Source organism: Ralstonia mannitolilytica, from assembly GCF_000954135.1.
Classification (GTDB): Bacteria; Pseudomonadota; Gammaproteobacteria; order Burkholderiales; family Burkholderiaceae; genus Ralstonia; species Ralstonia mannitolilytica.
Genome location: NZ_CP010799.1, coordinates 2,556,191 through 2,577,141, shown reverse-complemented (window position 1 = coordinate 2,577,141; position 20,951 = coordinate 2,556,191). Strand labels below are relative to the sequence as shown.

Genomic DNA, 20,951 nt, shown 5'->3' with positions numbered 1-20,951 from the left:
CTCCCCACTTCAGGTTGTTCCCATGTCCGACGTCAGTACCCAGAGCCCGAAGGTGGGCTTCGTTTCGCTCGGTTGTCCCAAGGCCTTGGTCGATTCCGAGCAGATCATCACCCAGCTCCGTGCGGAGGGGTACGAGATCTCCGGCACGTATGGCGGGGCAGACCTGGTGGTGGTCAATACGTGCGGCTTCATCGACGAGGCCGTGCAGGAAAGCCTCGATGCGATCGGCGAGGCGCTGGCCGAGAACGGCAAGGTGATCGTCACCGGCTGCCTCGGCGCCAAGAAGGATGCCGCCGGCCAGGACATCATCACGAGCGTGCACCCGAAGGTACTGGCCGTCACCGGCCCCCATGCGCTCGGCGAAGTCATGGAAGCAGTGCACACGCACCTGCCCAAGCCGCATGATCCGTTCATTGACCTGGTGCCGCCGCAGGGCATCAAGCTCACGCCGAAGCATTACGCGTATCTGAAGATCTCCGAGGGCTGCAACCACCGCTGCAGCTTTTGCATCATCCCGTCGATGCGGGGCGACCTGGTTTCGCGTCCGGTGGCCGAAGTGATGCTGGAGGCGGAAAACCTGCTGAAAGCCGGTGTGAAAGAGCTGCTCGTGATCTCGCAGGACACCAGCGCCTATGGCGTCGACGTCAAGTTCCGCACGGGCTTCTGGAACGGCCGGCCGCTGAAGACGCGCATGACCGAGCTGGTGGCCGCGCTGGGCGAACTGGCCTCGCAATACGGCGCCTGGGTGCGCCTGCATTACGTCTATCCGTACCCGAGCGTGGACGAAGTGATGCCGCTCATGGCCGAGGGCAAGGTGCTGCCGTACCTGGACGTGCCGCTGCAGCACGCCCACCCGGATGTGCTCAAGCGCATGAAGCGCCCGGCCAATGCCGAGAAAACGCTGGACCGCATCCGCGCCTGGCGCGAGGTGTGCCCCGAGCTGACCATCCGCAGCACCTTCATTGCCGGTTTCCCAGGCGAGACGGAAGAGGAATTCCAGACACTGCTCGACTTTATCGCCGAGGCCGAGCTGGACCGCGTGGGCTGCTTCGCGTATTCGCCGGTCGAAGGCGCCACCGCCAACGATCTGCCCGGTGCACTGCCCGACGAGGTGCGCGAAGAGCGCCGCGCGCGCTTCATGGAAGTGGCCGAGCGCGTGTCGGCGCGCCGCCTGCAGCGCAAGGTCGGCAAGACGCTGCGCGTGCTGGTGGACGAGGTCAACCAGGATGGCGGGATCGGTCGTTCGTCGGCGGATGCGCCCGAAATCGACGGCCTGGTCTATGTCGCGCCGCCGTCCAAGTCGTACAAGCGCTACAAGGCCGGCGATTTCGTGTCGGTCAAGATCACCGGTGCCGATGGGCACGACCTGTGGGGCGAGGTCTGAGCCACTTAGGTAGTCTTACCTAAAATTTGCGAACGACCGTGCGTTTATACTGGCCGCCATCCAATTCTGATGGCATGGGAGACAGCAATGGCACGTGAAGTGGTGGTGGTCAGCGGCGTTCGTACCGCAATTGGGACGTTTGGCGGCAGCCTGAAGGACGTGGCGCCGTGCGAACTGGGCGCGCTGGTCGTGCGCGAGGCGCTGGCCCGCGCCGGCGTGAAGGGCGAGGAGGTCGGCCACGTCGTGTTCGGCCACGTCATCAACACCGAGCCGCGCGACATGTATCTCTCGCGGGTGGCTGCCGTCAACGGCGGCGTGTCGGCCGAGACGCCCGCGTTCAACGTCAACCGCCTGTGCGGCTCGGGCCTGCAGGCCGTGGTGAGCGCCGCGCAGACCGTGCTGCTGGGCGATGCCGACATCGCCATTGCCGGCGGCGCCGAGAGCATGAGCCGCGCGCCGTACCTCGCTCCCGCCGCGCGCTGGGGCTCGCGCATGGGCGACGCCAAGATGGTCGACATGATGCTCGGCGCGCTGCACGACCCGTTCCACACGATCCACATGGGCGTGACGGCGGAAAACGTCGCCAGGGAATTCGGCATCAGCCGCGAGCAGCAGGACCAGACGGCGCTGGAATCGCACCAGCGCGCCTCGCGCGCCATCCGGGCCGGCTACTTCAAGGATCAGATCGTTCCGGTGACGATCAAGTCGCGCAAGGGCGACATCCAGTTCGACACCGACGAACACGTCCGCCACGACGCCACCATCGAAGATATGGCCAAGCTCAAGCCGGTTTTCGCAAAGGAGAGCGGCACCGTCACCGCAGGCAACGCCTCGGGCCTGAACGATGCCGGTGCGGCGCTGGTGCTGATGGAGCGCTCGGTGGCTGAACAGCGTGGCCTCAAGCCGCTGGCGCGCCTCGTGTCGTACGGCCACGCGGGCGTGGAGCCGAAGATCATGGGGATCGGCCCGGTGCCGGCCACGCGCAAGGCGCTGGAACGTGCGGGCCTGTCGGTCAAGGATCTCGACGTCATCGAGGCGAACGAGGCATTCGCGGCCCAGGCCTGCGCCGTGACCAAGGAACTGGGGCTGGACCCGGCCAAGGTCAATCCGAACGGCTCGGGCATCTCGCTCGGCCACCCGATCGGCGCAACGGGGGCCCTCATTACGGTGAAGGCGCTGCACGAGCTGCAACGCATCGGTGGTCGCTACGCGCTGGTGACCATGTGTATTGGTGGAGGACAAGGCATTGCGGCGGTGTTCGAACGCATCTGAACGCTTTCTATCGATTGCACGCCTGACCCGGCCCGCCGGCGCGCTGCGTGCGCTGGTGCTGGCCGCAGGCGTTGCAGCTATGTCGGCGGCGTCTGCGCAAACGCCGTCTGCCAATAACGGCTACGACGTATCGACCGGCAGCATGACCGTGCAGCCGGGCGACCTCGGCCTGAACCGCGCCATCGCGGAGGGTGAAAAGCGCCGCGCTGCCAAGGCCGGCAATGGGTTCTCCGCCCAGACGCAGTCGCCCGCCGTGCTGCAGCCGCAGCCGGACTACGCAAAATATCCCGTCTACACCGGCGTGATCGGCGACGTGCCGATCCGCATGCGCCTGGGCCGCAAGCCTGGTGAGATCGACAGCGTCCACGGCGAATACGTAGCCGGCCAGCAACCGGGTGTACGCCTGGTGACAGGCGAATACGAAAACGGCGGCTTCCTCATGGAGGAGTCCGATGACGGCACGCACGTCACCGGCACGTGGGAGGGGGCGATCGATGCGCATGGCATCGTGCGCGGCACGTGGACCGATGTGGCCCACGACGGCCACACGCTGCCGTTTGTGCTCCGCCCCCTCGCCGTGGTGGTGATTCCGCCTTACGATGCCGCCGCCAACAGCAACGCGGCGGTCGCTGCAACGCCGCTGACGCCCGCGGCGCCCCTGGCACCGGGCCAGATTGCACCGCCGCCCGCGCTGCCAGCTGTCAATCCCGCACGGTCCGGCGCGCACTGGTAAGCTGACGGGCTGACCACCGAAGGTCGTCATCCGCCACTCATCAGGAATGTCTCGTGACCGACGATACCAAGCTCCCGCCCATGTTTCCCGCCACGAAAGCCGTCCACCCGGACCTGCAGATTCCACCCGGCTTTGCCGCGTTTTCTCAGGCCACGCATCGCGCGTCGACCGTCGTATTCAAGAACCTCGCCGACATGCGTGCCTTTGGCAGTGGCAGCGTGGTCCATTGGCGCTACGGCCTACATGCCACGCCAACGTCCGACGCGCTGTGCCAGGCGCTGGCGCAGATCGAGGGCGGCTCGCACACGCTGCTGCTGCCATCCGGGCTGGCCGCCATTTCGCTCGTGTACTTCACGCTCATCAAATCCGGCGATGACGTGTTGATTCCCGATAACGCGTACGGCCCCAACCGCGACCACGGCGAATGGATGGCGCGCCAGTTCGGCATCACCGTGCGGTATTACGACCCCATGATAGGCGCCGGCATTGCCGACCTCATTCGCCACAACACCAAGCTCGTGTGGCTTGAGGCGCCGGGTTCGGTGACGATGGAAGTGCCCGATTGCACGGCCATCGCCGAGGCGGCACGGGCGGCTGGCGCCATCACCGCCATCGACAACACGTGGAGCGGCGGCGTGTACTACCAGCCGTTTGCGCGTGGCATCGATATCTCGGTGCAGGCGCTGACCAAGTACCAGTCCGGTGGCAGCGATGTCCTCATGGGCGCGGCCATCACCAACGATGAAGCGCTGCACCAGAAGCTCCTCGCCACGCGCATGCGCATGGGGTGGGGCGTGTCGGCAGACGATTGCTATTTCGTGCTGCGCGGCCTGCCGAGCCTGCCGACGCGGCTGGCTGCCCACGACGCCCACGCGCGTGAAGTGGCGGAATGGCTTATGGACCGTCCCGAAGTCGTGCGCGTGCTGCATCCGGCGCTGCCGAGCTGCCCGGGCCATGAAAACTGGAAACGCGACTTTACCGGCGCAAGCGGCTTGTTCTCGATCGTGCTGCACGAGCGCTATTCGCAGGCACAGATCGATGCGTTCATCGAGGCCCTGCGCTATTTTGCGATCGGCTTTTCGTGGGGCGGCGCGCACAGCCTGGCGCTGCCATACAACATCCCGTCGATGCGCACGGCGACTGCTTGGCCGCCAGCCGATTGGGAAAACGCGGGTGGTTTCGTTCGCCTCTATATCGGCCTGGAAGACCCGCGCGACCTGATTGCCGATCTGAAGCAGGCGATGGAGACGCACCTGCGCGCTTGATCGGCCGGCATTGCGCCCCCGGGGCCACCGGCCAATATGCCGGTGGCGGCTATAGCGTTTCCAGCAGGCGCGCGATGACTTCCGGCGAGGGCAACTGGCCCTGCAGTTCCTTCGGCAGTGTCTTGGTGATTGCGTAGGTCGCCACGCCGATGGGCTTTCTCGCATCGCGCAAGGCGTATTCGACGATCGTGCGCTTCTTTTCCTTGCACAGGATGATGCCGATCGACGGATTCTCATCCTCCTGACGGACCTGTTCGTCGAGCGCAGCAAGATAAAACTGCATCTTGCCGACGAATTCGGGCTCGAATTTGCCGATCTTCAGTTCTATGGCCACGAGTGAGCGCAGGCGCCGGTGGAACAGCAGCAGGTCGATGAAATACTCGTCGCCCTCGACTTCAAGCCGGTACTGGCTGCCCATGAAGGCAAACATGCCGCCCATTGCGCGCAGGAAATCTTCGATGCGTTCGATCAGTGCGCGCTCGAGTTCGCGTTCGCTGTGCTGTTCGCCTAGTTCCAGAAAGTCGAAGGCGTATTCGTCCTTGACCGCCAGCTTGGCCTGCGCGCGCAGGGCAGGGGTGAGTGCCTTGTCGAAATTGGTTTGGCCGAGCAGCGATTTTTCGTAGCTCTGGTTGTCGATCTGGTGCGCCAGAACATTCTTCGACCAGCCGAACTTGCGCGTCATGCGCAGATAGAACTCGCGCTGCTGGATGTCCTTGCAGCGCTCGAGAATGAGCACGTTGTGGCTCCAGCCGATTTCTCGCACCAGTGGTGCGAGTTTCGGCGCGCCGCTGTAGGTCTCGAAGAAGCCCTTCATGCGCCACAGGTTGGACGCCGAGAACCCGCCCGTGCCAGGGAAGCTTGCCTGCAGGTCGGCGGCCAACTGCTGCACCACGGCCTTCCCCCAGCCCTCGGCTTGCTGCCGGGCTACGATCAGCTGTCCGATGTCCCAGTACAGGCCCACCAGCTCCTTGTTAACGGCCCGCAGGGCGGCGTACTGCGCGGCCTGGATGCGCGCCTTGACCTCCGTCAGCAGCGCGGCGTAATCCTGCGGCTCCACCATGTCTCGCACCTCCGGTGCGAGTTTCTTGCGGGAGGATTGCGGGGCCGCCATGGCGTGGTCTCGACCTACTGGTGCGGAAACAGGTTCAGCAGGCCGTCGAGGCCGACCACATTGAACGCCACATCCGCCTGCGCCTGCACGATTGGCTTGGCGCGGAACGCCACGGAGAGCCCGGCCACCCCCATCATCTTCAGATCGTTCGAGCCGTCACCCATGGCGATCGCGTTATCCGGCGACACGCCGAGCTCCTTGCAGAACGCCTTGAGCGTCTGCGCCTTGACGTCTGCATTGACGATTTCACCGAGGACGCGGCCGGTCAGCTTGCCGTCGACGATCTCCAGCGTATTGGCACGCGCGCGGTCAAGGCCCAGGCGTTCCTGCAGGCGCGAGGTGAAGAACTCGAAGCCACCGGATACAAGCAACGTACGGATGCCCATGGCCTGCACCGCCTTGAGCATCTTTTCGGCGCCCGGCGAGAGTTGCAGGCGTTCGTTGTAGACGCGTTCCAGGACGCTGGCATCCAGCCCCTTGAGCAGTTCGACCCGGCGCGTCAGGCTCTCGTTGAAATCCTTGATCTCGCCGCGCATGGAGGCTTCGGTGATCGCGGCGACCTGCGGCTTGAGCCCGCAGAAATCGGCAATCTCGTCGATGCACTCGATGGTGATGAGCGTCGAATCCATGTCCATGGCAAGCACGCGGAAGTCGCCGAACGTCCATTCGTCGGGAATCCACGCGTAGTCCATCTTCAGGCTCGCGCAGATGGCGTCGAGCTGGATGCGCAGCTCGCTGGGCAGTTCGTGCACCCAATCGATCGCCGCGACGTTGGGCGCGCGCATTTCGTAGGCAGCGGTGCCGAACAGGCTGCGGACGGATTCAATGTCGCCAGTGGACAGCGGCGACAGGCTTTGCAGGACGACGGGCATGAGAGAGAGGAGAGGGCGCCGGAAAGTCCGCTATTGTAGCGAACGCACCCGGCGGGGAACCGCGTAATCAGGCCGACGGGGCGTCGAGCATCAGGCTGCGCGCAACCTTGGCGAGAAAGCGGTCGCAGGCCTCCAGCTGAGCGAGCTCGACGTATTCGTTGGCCTTGTGCGCCTGCTCGATGTTGCCCGGGCCGCACAGCACGGCCGGAATGCCGGCGCGCTGGAACAGGCCGGCTTCGGTGCCGTAGGCCACCTTGCGCTTGTCGTTGTCTTCGGTCAGCACGCGCACGAGCTGCGTGATCGCTGCCTGCTCCGAGGCGTCGAGCGACGGCGCGGCGGCAATCTCTTCGAGCTCGATGCGGGCGTCCGGATGTTCGCGCTGCATGGCTGGCTCGATCGTCTCGCGCACATAGCGCTCCACGCGCGCCCGGATGGCCGGCGCATCCACGCCCGGCAGGTTGCGGAACTCGAAGACCAGTTCGCACAGGGCAGGAATCGTGTTGAGCGCGATGCCGCCCTGGATCAGGCCCGTCGAGGCGGTGGTGAACGGCACGTCGAACGCCTCGTCGAACGGGCCCTTGGCGCGGAATTCATCGGCCAGGTCGCGCACGAAGCAGATGATGCGCGCCGCGTATTCGATGGCGTTCACACCCTGCGGCGTGAGCGACGAATGCGCGGCGCGGCCGTGCACCCGGCAGCGGTAGGCGTTGATGCCCTTGTGCGCAACGATGGGCCGCATGCTGGTGGGCTCGCCGACGATGCAGCCGGCGGGCTTGATGCCGCGCGCCACCAGGTCGTCGATCATGCGCGGCGCGCCCACGCAGCCGACTTCTTCGTCGTACGAGAGCGCAAGATGCACGGGCTCGCGCAGCTTGGCACCGAGCAGTTGCGGCACCAGCGCAAGCGACGACGCAATGAAGCCTTTCATGTCGCAGGTGCCGCGACCGTAAAGCCGGCCGTCCCGGATTTCCGGGGTGAACGGGTTGCTGTCCCATTTCTGCCCATCCACCGGCACCACATCGGTATGGCCCGACAGCACGATGCCGCCTTGCACGCTGCCGTTGGCGGCCGGAATGGTGGCGAACAGATTGGCCTTGTTGCGATCGTCGTTGTGCGAGAGGTGCGAATCGATGCCGAGGCCGCGCAGGTAGTCGCGCACGGTTTCGATGAGCGCAAGGTTGGAGCCACGGCTGGTGGTGTCGAAGCTGACGAGCTTGGTGGTCCAGTCGAGTGTGGAGAGGGCGGTCACGGCGGTGCTCATGTTGGTTTTTCCTTGTTCGCGTCGCTGCATCCTAGCGGATCACATCAATTGCCGCATGGCATGGCGAATGGTCTGCGCGAGCGCAGCGGTCTCGGCCGGGATGTTCTCGATACGCAGGCGGTCCTGCCCGGCCAGCTTGATCTGCCGGTTCTTCTGCACGAGATCGATGATCTTGATGGCGTCGATGGGCGGGTTCGGCACGAACTGCAGCGTGACGGCGTTCGTGCCGGTGTCGATCTTGCGGATGCCCAGCGGCTGCGCGGCAATGCGCAGACGATGCGTCTCGATGAGCGACTGCGCCTGCGGCGGCAGCTTGCCGAAGCGGTCGATCAGCTCTTCCTGGATGTTGTCGATGGCCTCGCTGCTCTCGCAGTTGGCCAGGCGCTTGTACAGCGACAGGCGCTCCTGTACGTCGCCGCAATAGTCCTGGGGCAGCAGGGCAGGCGTGCCGAGGTTGATTTCGGTGGTGGCGGCCAGTGGCGCCATCAGATCGGGCTCCTTGCCCGCCTTGAGCGACTTCACCGCCTGGTTCAGCATGTCCGTGTAAAGCTGGAAGCCGATCTCGGAGATCTCGCCAGACTGCTTGTCGCCGAGCACCTCGCCGGCGCCGCGGATTTCCAGGTCGTGCATCGCCAGGTAGAAGCCTGAGCCAAGCTCCTCCATCTGCTGGATTGCCTCCAGGCGGCGCTGTGCCTGCTTGGTCAGCCCGTCCACATCGTGCACCAGCAGGTACGCATACGCCTGGTGGTGCGAGCGACCGACACGGCCGCGCAGCTGGTGCAGCTGCGCCAGGCCGAACTTGTCCGCGCGGTGGATCAGGATCGTGTTGGCCGTGGGCACGTCGATGCCGGTTTCGATGATCGTCGTGCACAGCAGGATGTTGGCGCGCTGGGCCACGAAATCGCGCATCACGCGCTCGAGTTCGCGCTCGTGCATCTGGCCGTGGGCGACCGCCACGCGTGCTTCCGGAATCAGTTCCTCCAGCTTGGCGCGCTTGTTCTCGATGGTCTCGACCTCGTTGTGCAGGAAGTAGACCTGGCCGCCGCGTTTCAACTCGCGCAGGATGGCCTCGCGCAGCACGCCGTCTTCCTCGCGGCGCAGGAACGTCTTGATGGCCAGGCGCTTTTGCGGCGCGGTCGCAATCACCGAAAAATCGCGCAGGCCTTCGAGCGCCATGCCCAGCGTACGCGGGATCGGCGTGGCGGTGAGCGTGAGCACGTCCACCTCGGCGCGCAGCGTCTTGAGCGCCTCTTTCTGACGCACGCCAAAGCGGTGTTCCTCGTCGATGATGACGAGCCCCAGGCGGTTGAACTTCACGTCAGGCGAGAGCAGCTTGTGCGTGCCGATCACGATGTCGATCGTGCCGGCGTTGATGGCTTCGATCGCGGCGTCGATCTCTTTCTTGTTCTTGAAACGCGAAATCTCGGCAATGCGCACCGGCCAGTCGGCAAAGCGGTCGACGAGCGTCTGGTAATGCTGTTCGGCCAGCAGCGTGGTCGGCGCGAGGATGGCCACCTGCTTGCCGCCCATCACCGCAACAAACGCGGCACGCAGCGCGACTTCCGTCTTGCCGAAGCCGACGTCGCCGCAGACGAGTCGGTCCATCGGCTTGCCAGACGTCATGTCGCCGATCACCGCAGCGATGGCGGCGGCCTGGTCGGGCGTTTCTTCAAAGCCGAAGCTCTCGGCAAACTTGACGTAGTCCTCCGGCGCAAGCGGGAAGGCAAAGCCCTGGCGCATTGCACGGCGTGCGTACAGGTTCAGCAGTTCGGCCGCCGTGTCGCGGATCTGCTGCGCCGCCTTGCGCTTGGCCTTTTCCCACTGGCCCGAGCCCAGCGAGTGCAGCGGCGCCGTTTCCGGATCGGCGCCCGAGTAGCGCGAGATCACGTGCAGCTGGTGCACCGGCACGTACAGCTTGCTGCCCTTGTCGTAATCGAGGTGGAGGAATTCCTCCTCGCCGTTGCCCGTGTCCACCGACACCAGGCCCTGGTAGCGCCCGATGCCGTGCTCGCTGTGCACCACCGGGTCGCCGATCTTCAGTTCGGCCAGGTCGCGCACCATCGAATCGACGGCGGTGGCCTGTTCCTGCTTGCGACGGCCGGCGCGACGCGTGGTTTGCGCGTACAGCTCGGTTTCGGTGATGAAGGCGATGCGCTCGTCGCCGAGGATGAACCCCTGGTAAAGCGGCGCCACGCCGAGGACGAACTTCGCGTCGCCGGCGAGCAGGTCGGCGAAATCGGCCACGCCTTCCGGATGCAGGCCGCTGGCCGCGAGCATCTGCGCGAGCGTCTCGCGGCGGCCGGCGGATTCGGCGCAGATCATCACGCGGCAGTTGCCGCGCATCAGGAAGGATTCGAGGTTGACGAGCGGATCTTCCGCACGCCGGTTGACGGCCACGTTGGGCAGCGGCAGCGACAGCGGCGCGTCGCCGGGCTCGGTGCGCAGCACGAGACGGGCATGCGGCTTGGCGGCCACGAAGAACGATTCTTCGTCGAGGTACAGCGCCGAAGGCTGCAGCAAGGGCCGCTCGCGGTCGTGGCGCATGAAGTTGTAGCGCTGCGTGGTGTCGGCCCAGAAGCGGCGCACCGCACCTTCGATGTCGCCCACGAAGGCCAGGTGCGTGGCGCCCGGCAGATAGTCGAAGAGCGTGGCGGTCTCTTCAAAGAACAGCGGCAGGTAGTATTCGATGCCGGCCGAAGGCACGCCGTTGCCGATGTCTTTGTAGATCGGCGAGCGCGTCGGGTCGCCCTCGAACACCTCGCGCCAGCGGCCGCGGAAGGCCGTGCGCGACGCTTCGTCCATCGGGAATTCACGGCCGGGCAGCAGGCGCACTTCGTTCACGGGGTAGAGGCTGCGCTGCGTGTCGGGGTCGAACGCGCGGATGGTCTCGATCTCGTCGCCAAACAGGTCCAGCCGGTACGGCAGCGGCGAGCCCATCGGGAACAGGTCGATCAGGCCGCCGCGCACCGAGTATTCGCCGGGGCGCATGACGGCGCTGACGTGTTCGTAGCCGGCCAGCGTGAACTGCGCCTTGAGTGCCGCCTCGTCCAGCTTTTCGCCCTTCTTGAAGAAGAACGTGTAGGCCGCCAGAAAGGACGGCGGAGCGATGCGCTGCAATGCCGTCGATGCCGGCACCAGCAGGATGTCGCACGCGCCATTCTGCAGATCGTGCAGCGTGGCCAGCCGTTCGGAGATCAAGTCCTGGTGCGGCGAGAAATTGTCGTACGGCAGCGTCTCCCAGTCCGGCAGCAGCTTCACACGGGCCTGCGGAGCAAACCAGCGCAGTTCTTCCGCCAGGCGCTGCGCATCGACGGCATTGGCGCAGATCACCGCCAGCATCGGCACGGCAGCGCGATGCTGTTCGAGATAGCGCGCCAGGAGCAGGGCGTCCGCCGCGCCCTGCAGGCCGCTGAAGAGGAAGCGCTGGCCTGGTTTGACGACGGGCAGGGCAGAAAGCGAGAAATCGGACATGGGACGTCAAGATCGGAGGACAAAGCACGACACCCCGCCGGCATGTGCAGGCGGGGTGTCGTGACGCTGACCGCTATTATAAAATCCGCGCCAGCCGCGCGCTTGCACGGGCCCAAACCGACGCAAATCCTGCGCCCACGTCCCATTCTTCCGCCCTTCATGACGACTTCCCGCCCTGGCCGACGCCGTTTTGCGCTGATTCCGTCTGCGGGTACCGGCTCGCGTGCCGGGGGCGATCTGCCAAAGCAGTATCAATCGGTCGCCGGGCGGCCGATGCTGTGGCATACCGCGCAGGCGTTCCTGGCGAGCGCTGAAATCGATACGGTGCTGATCGTTACCACACCCGGCACAGAGCCGCTCGTGCAGCGGTTTCCCGGCTGCGGTTTCGACGTGCCCGGACTGGTGGAGGTCGATTGCGGCGGCGATTCGCGCCACGCGTCCGTCATGCATGGCCTGGCGGCGTTGCGAAGTCTCGGTGCAGAAGATGGCGACTGGGTGCTGGTGCACGACGCCGCGCGCCCCGGCCTGACGCCGGCGCTGGTTGCGCGTCTGATCGCGGCCGTTGAGGCGGAGGGCGCGCACGCGGCGGGCGGCATTCTCGCGCTGCCGGTGGCCGACACGCTCAAGCGCGCCGACGGCACCCAGCATATCGACGCCACGATCCAGCGCGAGGGCCTCTGGCAGGCGCAGACACCGCAGATGTTTCCGCTGGGCCTGCTGGAACGCGCCTTGCGTGACGCGCTGGCGCAGCACCGCATCGTCACCGACGAGGCGAGCGCCATGGAAGCCTGCGGGCACAAACCGCTGCTGGTGGCGGGCGCGCTGCGCAACTTCAAGGTGACGTATCCCGACGATTTCGCGCTGGCCGAGGCCATCCTGGCGCACGCCAGCCACGACTGAGAGAAAGGACCACACGCATGAACTGGATGGACATCCGCATCGGTCAGGGCTACGACGTGCATGCGCTCGTGGAGGGCCGCAAGCTGATCCTCGGCGGCGTGGAGATTCCGCACACGCGCGGCCTGCTCGGCCACTCCGACGCCGACGCGCTGCTGCACGCGATTACCGATGCGCTGTTCGGCGCGGCCGGCCTCGGTGACATTGGCCGGCATTTTCCCGATACCGATCCTGCCTTTGCCGGCGCCGACAGCCGCGTATTGCTTCGTGAAGCCGTGCGCCGCGTGCGCCACGCTGGCTACGCCGTCGGCAATGTCGATGCGACGGTGATCGCGCAGAGGCCCAAGCTCGCTCCGCACGTGCCCGGCATGATCGCCAACCTGGCCGAAGACCTTGGCATCGCCCGCGAGCGCTGCAACGTCAAGGCAAAGACGAACGAACAGCTCGGCTTTGAAGGCAAGGAGGAAGGCGTCGTCGCGCAGGCCGTCGTGCTCATCTATCGCGCGGAAGCCGCCGAGCAGGACTGAGCTTGCGCCTCGCCGCACGCCATGCCCGACGGCAGCCCGGATCGCTCGGCGCTGCCGTTGTCATTTGCACGCCCGCTGCGCCATGCCGCTATTCGGCGGCGATCACGACCGCCGCGGCGTTGACGACCGAGGCAATGCGGCCCACATCGCGCAACTGCTGCGTGGTCATGCCGATCTCCTTGAGCAGCTTGTAGTGTGAGCTGACACAGAAGTGGCACTTGCCGACGATGGACGCTGCCAGGGCATACATCTCGAAGCGGCGCTTGTCGATGCCGCCGTGGCTGGCATAGGCATTCATGCGCAGCTCCGCGCGCTGCGTCTTCAGGTCGGCGTCGTCGGCCATCTCAACGAACGGATACCACGTGTTGTTCATGCCCATGAGCGCGGCCGCGGTCAGCACGCCCGTGGTCTCTTGCGGAGACAGCACGCCGGCGTTGCGGATGACGTCCACCAGCACCTTGCTCCTGGCTGCAAACGCCGCTGCCAATGCCACGCCCACCGCGTCGGGGCCCTCCAGCGAGGAACGCGCGATCGTACCGTCGAGATTGAGCCGGATGTCTTTCGCGTAGTCGGGAATCAGGCCCTTGATGGTCTGCAGAAATTCCATGGGGATCTCCTTTCTGCCGCGGCGGAGCCAGAAAGAAAGCCCGCCCAAGGGCGGGCTTCGAACCGGATCAGCGCCGCGTGGCCGTTACAGCGTGGCACCGCCAACGGCACGGTTGCACGGGCAGAGCTCGTCGGTTTGCAGGCCGTCGAGAATGCGCAGCACCTCATCCGGGTTGCGGCCCACGTTCAGGTTGTTGACCGAAACGTGCTGGATCACGTTGTCCGGGTCGACGATGAACGTCGCGCGCAATGCGACGCCCGCTTCATGCTCGCGCACGCCGAGCTGGTCGATCAGCGCGCCGGTCGTGTCGGCAAACGACCACTGGTTCAGCTTATTGAGATCCTTGTGCTCGCGGCGCCACGCGAGTTTGACGAATTCGTTGTCCGTCGAGCCGCCCATCACGATGGTGTCGCGGTCGGCAAAGTCCTGATTGAGCTTGGCAAAGGCCACGATCTCGGTCGGACATACGAACGTGAAGTCTTTCGGATAGAAGAAGATGACCTTCCACTTGCCCGGGAACGAGGTCTCGGTGATGCCTTCGAATGCCGACTCGCCGTTTTCCTCGTGGTTGTTGAATCCCGGCTTGACGCCGACGACCTTGAACGGTTCGAGCTTGTCACCAATGGTCTTCATGGGCTTCTCCTGGAGGGGTGCGGCAATGGAAAGGGGCTTGCAAGCACGAGCTCACACCCGGGCGGCAAACGGGGGGGGCGGGCGAGCGCAGGCGAAGCTTGCGGCATGGACCGGCAAGGCCGCGCAGCCTGGCGGCTGCATTATTGGCGATGAACAGGCAGGCGGCCAATTGATAATCTCAAAGCCGCGCATAGCGCAGCCAGTACGGCCTGGGCGGCCGCACATGTCAGGCAGGGGAAGCAGGGGATGTGCCCGGCGCCCAGGGCGTCAGACGCGTGCGTAGCAGGCGCAGACGATGAGGCCGGTCTCGGGCGGCGTGCGGTTCTCGAGGGTCAGACGACCGCCGCTGCGCTGCAGGATGCGATTGACGATCGACATGCCCAGGCCGGCGCCCTTGGCTTCGCTGCGGGCAGATTCCAGCCGGTAGAACGGGCGAGTGAGCAAGGCAAGCTGGTCCGGCGGCACGCCCGCACCGCGATCGGCCACGCACAACACAACTTCGTTGCCCCGGAGCACGGTGCTGACGGTGATCTCCGCGCGGCCGGTGCCGGGCGTTTTGCCGTAGCGGCGCGCATTTTCGATCAGGTTGTCGAGAATGCGCTGCGTCTCCATCCGGTTACAGCGGGCGATGGCTTCGGGCGCCAGCTTGAGGGTGAGGTCGATGTCGTCGTGCGCGGAATAGACGGGCGCCGTGTCGCGCACGAGCTCGGTCAGGTCCACGGCTTCGAGCATTTCACCGCTGGGGCGCGCGTAGTCGAGAAACTGCCCGATGATGGCGTCCATCTGTTCGATGTCGGCCACCATAAGCTCGCGTGTCTGGTCGTCGACCGGGCTCATCTCGGTTTCCAGCCGCAGGCGCGTGAGCGGTGTGCGCAGGTCGTGCGAAATGCCGGCCAGCATGACGGCGCGGTCTGCCTCCAACTGCTTGAGGTCACGCACCATCTGGTTGAAGCTGTGATTGGCCTGCGCCACCTCGGTGCCGCCGCCTTCGGGCAGCGGCTTTGGATCATCGCCGGCGCTGATGGCGCGCGCCGTGTCGGCCAGGCGCTTGAGCGGCTGGTTCACGCGTGACGTAATGAAGGCCGCACCCAGCACCGACAGCACCAGCGCCGCCGTCGACCACCACAGCCATTGCACGCCGGGCACGCGCTCGAAGCGGTCGGGGCTGATGGCGACCCAGTAATCGTCGCCCTCGATCTGGAAGCTCACCCACACGCCCGGGATGTCGTTGACCGCCGTGGCGATCACCGTCTCGGCGCCGAGCCGGTTACGGATCTCGTGCTGCACAAGTTGCGTGAGGTACGGGTTGGTATGCGGCTCGCGGTATTCGTCTTCGCGCTCACGCGGGTAGACCTTGATGCCTTCGTTCTGTACGAGGTCGAGCAGCAGGAAGCGCCGGCGCGTGGGGTCGGAATACAGCAGCGCCGCGCGCGTGAGCTTGACCACGCTCACCACCTGCATGGCGATCTGCTGCGCGCGCGGCTCGCGCTCGAAAATGCGGAAGCTCTGGAACCACACGCCCAGCGAGATCGCGATGAGCAGGGCGATCAGCATGAAGGTCCGCCAGAACAGCGAGCCGAACACACTGATCAATAGACGCCGCAACGCGGCCGGACGCGGGATGCGCAAGTCGGTGCGGGGATGAAGGGTTGAAGGCCGGTCTTACTTGGCGCCGTCGGGGATGAACACGTAGCCCAGGCCCCAGACCGTCTGGATGAAGCGCGGGTTGCTCGGATCCGGTTCGATCAGCTTGCGCAGGCGCGAGATCTGCACGTCGAGGCTGCGGTCGAAGACTTCGTATTCACGGCCGCGCGCCATTTCCATGAGCTTCTCGCGCGATAGGGGTTGGCGCGGATGGCGTGCAAACACCTTCAGGACGGAGAATTCGCCCGTTGTGAGCGTGATCTCTTCGTCGTTCTTCTTGAGCGTGCGCGTTGCCAGGTTCAGCACAAAGTCGCCAAATGCGAAGGTCTCGGGCGTTTCGGATGGCGCGCCGGGAATCTCGGCCGGGCCGCGGCGGCGCAGCACGGCGTGGATGCGCGCGATCAGTTCGCGCGGATTGAACGGCTTGGGCAGGTAGTCGTCGGCGCCCATTTCGAGGCCGACGATGCGATCGACGTCTTCACCCTTGGCGGTGAGCATGATGATGGGCGTCTGATCATTCGCACCGCGCAAACGGCGGCAGATCGACAGGCCGTCTTCGCCCGGCATCATCAGGTCGAGCACCAGCAGGTCGAAGCGCTCGCGCAGCCAGAGTTTGTTCATGGCCGTGGCGTTTTCCGCCACCAGCACGGTGAAGCCCTGTTCCCCCAGGTAGCGGCGCAGCAGGTCACGCAGGCGGGGGTCGTCGTCCACGACGAGAATCTTATGACTGGAATTTTCCATGGCGCTAATGGTAACGACAAAAACATGGGCCCGAGGCGCTGTGAAAGCCCAATTGAAACAGACGGTTACATTATTTACCGGCCCACGTGAACAGGGCGCAGGACGCGCGGCTACACTGCCTTGGCAGTTCCTCGCAGCAGTTTGGGGTCTGTCGACCCCCGCGGAGGGGACTGGCGTGCAATGCGGTTGCCTGTTATCGATTGTCGCGCAATGATGCATGGCGCATCGGTTTCCAGCAACAAGGACGTGGCTTCTCAATCCCCTTTTTCGACTCGGTCAGGAATATTTCGGCGGCATCTGGTGCTGCTGGCTTGTGCGGCCGGCCTGTGCATGGCTGGCTTGCCGGCGCACGCGCGTGGCGACCGCGGCGGTTTTGGCGGCTTCGGCGGCTTTTTCGGCGGCGGACATGCCATGCAGGCCGGTGGACCGGAGAAAAGGGGCGGGCAGGGGCAGGCGCACGGCCGAGGCAGCGAAGAGCGCAGCCGACGTGCCGCCGCCATGGAAAACCGCCGTGGCGAGAACGCCGATCGACCAGGTCCGCAGCGCAAGCTGTCTCCCGAGGAACGCAAGCAATTGCGTCAGAACATCTACGACGTCACGCGCGATCTTTACCATCGCGGCGGGTAGGTCGGCGCGGGAAACGGCGCGCAAGTCGCTGCCCCGGCCGCAACGCAATTGCGTGGCGTCGAGAGAATAGGGCAATGGGGCCGATTCGGGGGACCAACATGCGTATCCGTACCACAGCACTATGGGTGGCGCTGGCCGCCAGCGTTCTTTGCCTGCCGGCCACGCAAGCGGCGGCGCAGGGCAAGCCGCAACGGCATTCCACGCACGTCAAGGCGGCCGTCGCCGAGGAGCAGCGCCTCGATCGCGACGAGGCGCGCTACTTCCTGACCCGCATCGGCTTTGCGCCTTCCGAAAGCGAGCTTGACGCCTACGCAGGGCTCACGCACCGCGAAGCCGTCGATCGCGTGCTCGCCCAGACGGGCACTGTTGCCACGCAGCCGCCGCCTGCGTGGGTGAACGAGCCGATCCTTCCCTATGACAAGCTCGCCGACGAAGACGCCCGCAAGGCTGCGAGACGCACCAACGCGGCGCACGAACTCGAGCTGCGCGCATGGTGGCTCGGCGAAATGATCCAGACGCCGTCACCGCTGACCGAGCGCATGACGCTGTTCTGGCACAACCATTTCGTGTCGAGCTCGCAGAAGGTCCCGTTTGCGCAGTTGATGTATCGACAGAACGTGCTGCTGCGGCAGAACGCGGTCGGCAACTTCGGCGCCATGCTCCATGCCGTCGCCAAGGACCCGGCGATGCTGATCTACCTGGATGGCGCGCAGAGCCGCAAAGGCAAGCCCAACGAGAACTTCGCGCGCGAGGTGATGGAGCTCTTCACGCTGGGTGAAGGCCATTACAGCGAACAGGACATCAAGGAAGCTGCCCGTGCCTATACCGGCTGGAGCGTCGACCGCGACCACGACTTTGCGTATGTCTGGCGGCCGCAGATCCACGACACCGGCGTGAAGACGGTGTTCGGCCAGAGCGGCGACTACGACGGCGACCAGATGCTGGACATCCTGCTGTCTCGCCCCGAGACAGCGACGTTTATCGTCACCAAGCTGTGGCGCGAGTTCGTTTCGCCCGATCCGGATGCGGCGCAGGTGCAGCGTGTGGCCGATGCGTTCCGCGCCAGCGGCTACGACATCAAGGTCGCGTTGCGCGAGTTGTTGATGACCCCGGCGTTCTGGGCGCCGCAGTCGCGCGCGACGCTGGTGAAGTCGCCGGTCGAGATGATCGTCGGCACGCTCAAGGCATTCAACGTGCAGTATTCCGACCCGACGCCGTTTGCGATCAAGGCCGCGCAGCTTGGGCAGAATCTGCTGGCGCCGCCCAACGTCAAGGGTTGGCCCGGCGGCGATGCGTGGATCAACTCCAACACGCTGCTGGGGCGCAAGCAGTTTCTCGATCAGCTCTTCCGCTCGACGGAGATGAAGGCGCCCGCGCAGGCACAGAAGCCCGCCGTGGTGATGGCCTCCATGCGTGAAGCGCTGAACCAGGGCGGCGCGGTGCAGGGCCTGGGCCAGGCCCTCAAGGGCATGGGGCAGGAAGGCCGCTTCAAGCTCGCGCAATCGCAGACGATGGTGTCGTTCAACGCGGCCACGTGGCTTGCGCAGTTCGGCGCGAATGCGGACGACCCGCCGCCGCTCACCTCGCGTATCTCCATTCAGCGGGCCGTGTTGCCGATCGAGCCGACGGCGCCGATTCCCGTCAAGCTGGCAGGCACGGCGTATCTGCGCACGCTGCTGATGGACCCGGCTTACCAGTTGAAGTAGCGCCATCGCTGCAGGAGCACACATCATGAAACGTCGCGATTTTCTCAAAGCAGGCGCCATGCTCGGCCTTGGTGGCACTGCACCCGGGATCGTCTTCGCGCAGGGCGAAGATCGTCGCAAAGGCTATGGCAACCTGCTCATTCTCATCGAACTCAAGGGCGGCAACGACGGGCTGAACACCGTGGTGCCGTACACAAGCGCGCAGTACTATGCGCTGCGCCCGCGCATTGCCATCAAGCGCGAACAGGTGCTGCAGCTCGATGACCGCTACGGCCTGCATCCGTCGCTGCAGGCCATGATGCCGCTGTGGCAGGCGGGTGAGCTCAGTGTGGTGCAGGGGTTGTCGTATCCGCAGCCGAATCTCTCGCATTTCCGCTCCATCGAGATCTGGGACACGGCCTCGCGCTCCGACCAATATCTGCGCGAGGGCTGGCTTACGCGCGCCTTCGCCGTCAAACCGGTGCCCGCATCGTTCGGCGCCGATGGCGTGATCATCGGCAGCGCAGACCTCGGCCCGCTGGATGGCGGCGCACGCGCCGTGGCGCTGGCCAGTCCGGACGCCTTTCTCAACGAAGCCAAACTGGCAATGCCCTCCAACGCACGCGGAAACGCCACGCTCGCGCACGTACTGAAGGTCGAGGCGGATATCGTCAAGGCGGCCGACGGCCTGCGTCCGAAGTCGGGCAAGTACGCGTTCCAGACGCGCTTTCCCGACGGCGGCTTTGGCAATTCGATCAAGGCGGCGATGCAGGTGGTCGCCGCACCTGGTCACGGCGGTGCCGACGTTGCGGTGGTGTGCCTGTCGCTGGGCAGCTTCGATACGCACACCAACCAGCAAGGCACGCAGGCGAATCTGCTGCGGCAACTGGCCGAAGGCATCGCTTCGCTCAAGAGCGCCCTGACCGAACTGGGCCGCTGGAACGACACGCTGGTCGTCACGTACTCGGAGTTCGGCCGACGTCCGCGCGAAAACCTCAACGGCGGGACGGACCACGGCACGGCCGCGGCGCACTTCGTGGCGGGCGGGCGCGTGAAGGGCGGGCTGGCAGGCCAGGGGCCCGTGCTGGAGCGGCTGGATGGCAGCGGCAACCTCGATCCGTCGGTGGATTTCCGCTCGCTCTACGCGACGGTGTTGGAGCGCTGGTGGGGCATGGATTCCCAGCCGGTGCTGGCCGGCCGGTTTGCGCCTCTCGACCTGATCAAGGCCTGATCAGCCGCGGATCTGCGTCTTCCAGGCAAGCCACAGCTTGCGCAGCGGCGTGAGGTCGGTCCGCTGCGTGAGCACCTGGAAGCCGTCGGCCTCCACTTCATCAAGCAAGCGCATGGCCAGCACGCCGCGAATCAGCGCGGGGCGCTGCGCACGGCGGTCTTCGGTTGGCAGCGCCGCGAGCGCTTCGTTGTACGTGGCACGCGCGCGCTCGGCCTGGGACGCCATCAGCGGCTTGAAGCCTTCTGCATAGCGGCGGTTGAACAGGTCGGCGGCCGGCACGTTGAAACGCTGCAATTCATCCACGGGGATATAGATGCGGTTGTGCCGGACATCTTCACCGAGGTTGCGGATGAAATGGACGAGCTGCTCGGCCAGCGACATCTGCCGCGCAAATTCCAGCGTGCGCGCATGGGTATGCCCTGCAATGCGCGCGGCCAGCCGGCCCGCCACGCCTGCCACCTGATCGCCATGGCGGCGCAGGTTGGGCCAGTCGAGATAGCGGTTCTGCATGGCGTCGGCTTCCACGCCGGCCAGCAGTTCGCCCAGGTGCACGGCGCCGATGTCGTACGTGTTCAGGAACGGCTGCAGCGCCTTCGTGGCGGGGTGCTCGGGGCGGCCCTCGAACAGCCGCGCCAGTTCCTGCCGCCACCACTGGAGCTTGGTCTGCACGACCGACGGATCGCTGGCATCGCGCACGGCGTCTTCCAGCTCGCGGCGCACGGCTTCGAGCGCGACGGTTGCGCGGCGGCGCTCGGGCGACAGAAACAATACGCTGTAGTACACGTCGCTGCCGGGCGGGGCGGCCTTGTCGGCGCAGTATTCGTCGGGGGTCACGGAAGAAGCCGTTACAGTGGGTTGGACCAGGGCGCTCATTCTACATGGCGCTGCAGTGCAGCATGCCGCCCGCCTGAGCCTTGCGAGAAAAGTCAATCAGACAACGCCGCGTCGTTGACCCTGCGCATTGCCGTGGGTATATTACTGACCGGTCAG

Annotated in this window: 18 protein-coding genes; 8 read left to right on the top strand and 10 right to left on the bottom strand. The window is 65.5% G+C overall.

Going from position 1 to position 20,951, the window contains the following annotated elements; genetic code table 11:
- The first annotated feature begins 22 nt into the window (after positions 1-22).
- The 4 genes from rimO (at position 23) to TK49_RS12165 (ending at position 4,654) form a co-directional block, all read left to right on the top strand.
- Complete coding sequence (rimO, locus tag TK49_RS12180) at positions 23-1,384, top strand: 30S ribosomal protein S12 methylthiotransferase RimO (RefSeq protein ID WP_045786935.1); 1,362 nt, start codon at positions 23-25, stop codon at positions 1,382-1,384.
- Between the two features lie 87 nt (positions 1,385-1,471).
- A complete protein-coding gene (gene bktB / locus TK49_RS12175) occupies positions 1,472-2,656 on the top strand; it encodes a beta-ketothiolase BktB (RefSeq protein ID WP_045786934.1) in 1,185 nt (394 codons plus the stop codon).
- On the top strand, positions 2,631-3,389 hold the full coding sequence (locus tag TK49_RS12170; protein WP_045786933.1) for a hypothetical protein: 759 nt from the start codon (positions 2,631-2,633) through the stop codon (positions 3,387-3,389). The genes bktB and TK49_RS12170 overlap by 26 nt, the downstream gene beginning before the upstream one ends.
- A 53-nt stretch (positions 3,390-3,442) precedes the next feature.
- On the top strand, positions 3,443-4,654 hold the full coding sequence (locus TK49_RS12165; RefSeq protein WP_045786932.1) for a cystathionine beta-lyase: 1,212 nt from the start codon (positions 3,443-3,445) through the stop codon (positions 4,652-4,654).
- A gap of 49 nt (positions 4,655-4,703) precedes the next feature.
- On the opposite strand, the gene TK49_RS12160 is transcribed toward TK49_RS12165, so the two are convergent.
- The 4 genes from TK49_RS12160 to mfd all read right to left on the bottom strand — a co-directional run bounded on the left by TK49_RS12160 (position 4,704) and on the right by mfd (position 11,369).
- Positions 4,704-5,765 carry a PDDEXK nuclease domain-containing protein gene (locus TK49_RS12160; protein WP_045786931.1) on the bottom strand — a complete coding sequence of 354 codons (1,062 nt, stop codon included), beginning with the start codon at positions 5,763-5,765 and terminating at the stop codon, positions 4,704-4,706.
- Between the two features lie 14 nt (positions 5,766-5,779).
- Entirely contained in the window at positions 5,780-6,637 is an 858-nt protein-coding gene (gene serB / locus TK49_RS12155) for a phosphoserine phosphatase SerB (protein WP_045786930.1), read from the bottom strand.
- Between the two features lie 67 nt (positions 6,638-6,704).
- Positions 6,705-7,898: an acetylornithine deacetylase gene (gene argE, locus TK49_RS12150; protein WP_045786929.1), complete on the bottom strand. Its 1,194-nt coding sequence runs from the start codon at positions 7,896-7,898 to the stop codon at positions 6,705-6,707.
- A 39-nt stretch (positions 7,899-7,937) separates the two neighbouring features.
- The gene (mfd, locus tag TK49_RS12145; protein WP_045786928.1) at positions 7,938-11,369 is read right to left on the bottom strand and encodes a transcription-repair coupling factor; all 3,432 of its coding nucleotides are present in this window, start codon (positions 11,367-11,369) and stop codon (positions 7,938-7,940) included.
- 159 nt (positions 11,370-11,528) lie between these two features.
- Here mfd and ispD point away from each other — a divergent pair, with 159 nt between their 5' ends.
- Together ispD and ispF are read left to right on the top strand one after the other, a co-directional pair.
- Complete coding sequence (ispD, locus tag TK49_RS12140) at positions 11,529-12,269, top strand: 2-C-methyl-D-erythritol 4-phosphate cytidylyltransferase (RefSeq protein WP_045786927.1); 741 nt, start codon at positions 11,529-11,531, stop codon at positions 12,267-12,269.
- Between the two features lie 17 nt (positions 12,270-12,286).
- The gene (ispF, locus tag TK49_RS12135) at positions 12,287-12,793 is read left to right on the top strand and encodes a 2-C-methyl-D-erythritol 2,4-cyclodiphosphate synthase (protein ID WP_045786926.1); all 507 of its coding nucleotides are present in this window, start codon (positions 12,287-12,289) and stop codon (positions 12,791-12,793) included.
- A gap of 88 nt (positions 12,794-12,881) precedes the next feature.
- On the opposite strand, the gene TK49_RS12130 is transcribed toward ispF, so the two are convergent.
- From TK49_RS12130 to TK49_RS24860, 5 genes are all read right to left on the bottom strand, one after another.
- Complete coding sequence (locus tag TK49_RS12130) at positions 12,882-13,400, bottom strand: carboxymuconolactone decarboxylase family protein (RefSeq protein WP_045786925.1); 519 nt, start codon at positions 13,398-13,400, stop codon at positions 12,882-12,884.
- 84 nt (positions 13,401-13,484) lie between these two features.
- Positions 13,485-14,033 carry a peroxiredoxin gene (locus TK49_RS12125; protein WP_045786924.1) on the bottom strand — a complete coding sequence of 183 codons (549 nt, stop codon included), beginning with the start codon at positions 14,031-14,033 and terminating at the stop codon, positions 13,485-13,487.
- Positions 14,034-14,300: 267 nt separating this feature from the next.
- Positions 14,301-15,662 (bottom strand): ATP-binding protein, encoded by a 1,362-nt coding sequence (locus tag TK49_RS12120; protein ID WP_045786923.1) that lies wholly within the window; start codon positions 15,660-15,662, stop codon positions 14,301-14,303.
- A 33-nt stretch (positions 15,663-15,695) separates the two neighbouring features.
- Complete coding sequence (ompR, locus tag TK49_RS12115) at positions 15,696-16,418, bottom strand: osmolarity response regulator transcription factor OmpR (protein WP_045786922.1); 723 nt, start codon at positions 16,416-16,418, stop codon at positions 15,696-15,698.
- Between the two features lie 276 nt (positions 16,419-16,694).
- Positions 16,695-17,069, bottom strand: a complete 375-nt coding sequence (locus tag TK49_RS24860) for a hypothetical protein (protein ID WP_181817396.1) — start codon at positions 17,067-17,069, stop codon at positions 16,695-16,697.
- A 74-nt stretch (positions 17,070-17,143) separates the two neighbouring features.
- Between TK49_RS24860 and TK49_RS12105 the strand changes: the two genes are divergently transcribed.
- Positions 17,144-18,751 (top strand): DUF1800 domain-containing protein, encoded by a 1,608-nt coding sequence (locus TK49_RS12105; protein WP_045786920.1) that lies wholly within the window; start codon positions 17,144-17,146, stop codon positions 18,749-18,751.
- A 25-nt stretch (positions 18,752-18,776) separates the two neighbouring features.
- The gene (locus TK49_RS12100; RefSeq protein WP_045786919.1) at positions 18,777-19,961 is read left to right on the top strand and encodes a DUF1501 domain-containing protein; all 1,185 of its coding nucleotides are present in this window, start codon (positions 18,777-18,779) and stop codon (positions 19,959-19,961) included.
- On the opposite strand, the gene hpnD is transcribed toward TK49_RS12100, so the two are convergent.
- Positions 19,962-20,834, bottom strand: coding sequence for a presqualene diphosphate synthase HpnD (gene hpnD / locus TK49_RS12095; RefSeq protein ID WP_082076315.1), 873 nt, complete (start codon positions 20,832-20,834; stop codon positions 19,962-19,964).
- Between the last annotated feature and the right edge of the window lie 117 nt (positions 20,835-20,951).